3 protein-coding genes are annotated in these 2,133 nt (G+C 63.1%); 2 read left to right on the plus strand and 1 reads right to left on the minus strand.

Going from position 1 to position 2,133, the window contains the following annotated elements; translation table 11 throughout:
- Nucleotides 1-784 (plus strand): LysR substrate-binding domain-containing protein (locus AC3AYF_RS20385; RefSeq protein ID WP_295041132.1); only part of this gene is annotated, 784 nt, incomplete at its 5' end.
- A 119-nt stretch (nucleotides 785-903) separates the two neighbouring features.
- Nucleotides 904-1,269: a hypothetical protein gene (locus AC3AYF_RS20390; RefSeq protein WP_295041133.1), complete on the plus strand. Its 366-nt coding sequence runs from the start codon at nucleotides 904-906 to the stop codon at nucleotides 1,267-1,269.
- 289 nt (nucleotides 1,270-1,558) lie between these two features.
- Here the strand turns inward: AC3AYF_RS20390 and nudE are convergent, their stop codons facing one another.
- On the minus strand, nucleotides 1,559-2,122 hold the full coding sequence (gene nudE, locus AC3AYF_RS20395; protein WP_487780304.1) for an ADP compounds hydrolase NudE: 564 nt from the start codon (nucleotides 2,120-2,122) through the stop codon (nucleotides 1,559-1,561).
- Nucleotides 2,123-2,133: the final 11 nt, after the last annotated feature.

Consider the following 2,133-nt stretch of genomic DNA (forward strand, 5'->3'; position numbering starts at 1 on the left):
GACCCTGGGGGCGCCACTGTTCTTGCGTAGCGCGAGAGGGCTCGAGGCCAATGACCTGGGACGCTGCGTGGTGCGCTACGCGAGGCTGATCCAGACCGACGTGGCGCATCTGCGCGAGGAGATGATCGGCATTCAGCAGGGTTACGGAGGGCACCTGGCCGTCGGTGGCACGATGGGCGCCATCGCCGCGATCGTCGAAGCGATCGTCAAGGTGCGTGCCGAGCAGCCCTCGCTGTCGCTGCAGGTGATCGAGGACACCAGCGAGGGGCTGTTGCGCCTGCTCGATCAGGGGCGAATCGACGTCGCGCTATGCCGCTCCAATTTCGGCCGGCGTCCCGGGGACTACCATTGCCACGGGCATTTCCCCGAGCCGCTCTGGGTGGTCGCCAATCCCGGACACCCGCTGGTCGAGGCCGGGGAGCCCGATTTCACCACGTTGGCCAGGCAGGCCTGGATCGTCTACCCCGTCAGCATGCCGCGGATGCTGGAACAGGAGTTCGTTGCCGCGGGACTTTCGCAGCCGGTGCAGTCGATCGAGATTTCATCGACCTACGCGATCCTGGCCATGCTGGAGCGGGACGAGGGCGTGCTGGCACTGCTGCCCGAGCGCATTGCCCGGGAGCAGGTGAAGCAGGGGCATGTCGCCCGGATCCGATACCGCTTCCGAACGCGAAATCCGGCTTTCGAACTGCTCTGGCGCCGGGACAGAGAGCTGTCTCCCGCCGCGAGGAGATTCATCGAGTGTTATGACGACGGCGCGGAATGCGACGCTAGTATTTGCTAGGCGGCGATTTTTTGTCTAGGTTTTGTATAGTTTGTTGAAGCAGCCGTTCGTGACGCAAACGAAAAGGTCGATTTCGTTGGATCAGCGTCACGCGTAAAGATGAATTAAGGAGGATTCACATGAAAAAATTGAACGCAGCCATCTTCGCCGCGCTCATCGCGCTTCCCACCGCCAGTGCGTTTGCCCAGAGCGACGCGCCCAGCGTGAGCCCCGAGTCCGGCTCCGCCAATACCCAGTCCGGCGGGGCGTCGCCGACGAAGGCCGAGGGTCCGACCGCCGCGGACAGCGCCAGCGGGAAGTTGCCGACCGAGAACAATCTGCCCGACGAGGACAACGGCCAGACCGGTTCCGCCAACACCCAGCCGGGCAGCATGAAAGTCGAGGGTGGGACGGCCCAGGATACATCGGCAGCGCAGGGGCCGATGGCCGACGACATGGAAGGCAACCACGGTGTCGACTCCGCGCAGGACGTCGATCCCAACTGATCGGGACCTCGCTGCGCGCTCGAGTTCCGCAGAACCTAAGCTCTGTCTGAAAATCGACGAGCGATGGCCAGGCAAGGCAAAAATCGACGAAAAAGCGGAGTTTACGCGGGGTAAATGAGCATTTTGAGTCGATTTTTAACGCCGTATGGGCGAGCGCAGGCATTTTTCAGACAAAGCGTAGCTTACTGTTCGACGACCGCCCCACCTAGTGGGGCGGTCTTCTTCTGTCTCTGCCACTTCTACCCCTGCCACTTCTCGTTCTCTGGCGGCTACCGGTGTCGGCCACGCCTCACCACCAGCTTTCGGACTCCCGCTCGCTGCGCAGTTTTTCGCGAGCGATGAACAGGGCGGCGATGGCGCGGCCCTCATGGAAATCGTCCCGCGCCAGCAGTCCGGCGATGTCGTCGATGGCATAGGTTTCCACGATCAATGGTTCGGGCTCATCGCCTTCCAGGCGCCTCTCGTAGAGATCGCTGGCCAGCATCACCTGGATACGGTGATTCATGTAGTTGGGCGCCAGCGACAACTCCACCAGCGGCTCGATGCGGTTGGCACCGTAGCCGCACTCTTCCATGAGCTCTCGATTGGCCGCCGTGATGATGTCCTCGCCCGGGTCGACCAGCCCCTTGGGCAGGGTCAGCGTGTATTCATCGAAGCCCGCCGCGTATTCCCGGATCAGCAAGACGTGATCGGGGTCGGGCATGGCCACCAGCATCACCGCGCCGCGGCCCTTGCCCTTCAAGCGTTCGAAAGTGCGTTCCGCGCCGTTGGCGAAGCGCAGATCGAGCGATTCGATGGCAAACAGTTCGCTCTGGGCGACGCTGCGCCGCGCGAGAAGCGTCGGTCGGGTCAAGACGGGCGGGG

This window comes from Salinicola sp. (assembly GCF_982684285.1).

What these genes read in the sequence shown, in the direction of transcription:
- AC3AYF_RS20390 (WP_295041133.1), top strand. Translation starts at nt 904, where the DNA reads ATGAAAAAATTGAACGCAGCCATCTTCGCCGCGCTCATCGCGCTTCCC.